Genomic DNA, 269 nt, shown 5'->3' on the forward strand with positions numbered 1-269 from the left:
GCTACCGCTACGGCAATCACCAATACTAGCGAGAAATCCATCGTTGTCCCTGTCTGCCCTGGGTCTTGGTGGCAAGCCGCCAGACGGCGGCCTGCCTCAGTCGTTCATCTTGAGCACGGCAAGGAAGGCGTCCTGGGGAATTTCCACCCGGCCGACCTGCTTCATGCGCTTCTTGCCCGCTTTCTGCTTCTCGAGCAGCTTCTTCTTGCGGCTGACGTCGCCGCCGTAACATTTGGCGGTCACGTTCTTGCGCAGCGCCTTGACGGTGG

At 60.6% G+C, this 269-nt stretch carries 1 protein-coding gene; it reads right to left on the reverse strand.

Features of this window, described 5'->3' with window-relative positions; translation table 11 throughout:
* Positions 1–96 precede the first annotated feature (96 nt).
* Positions 97–269, reverse strand: a 173-nt coding sequence (locus R0J88_RS20475) for a hypothetical protein (protein ID WP_410900947.1), incomplete at its 5' end; no start/stop codon positions are given.

It is taken from the genome of Pseudoalteromonas sp. SIMBA_162 (assembly GCF_046535955.1).
In the GTDB taxonomy this organism is placed as follows: Bacteria; Pseudomonadota; Gammaproteobacteria; order Enterobacterales; family Alteromonadaceae; genus Pseudoalteromonas; species Pseudoalteromonas marina.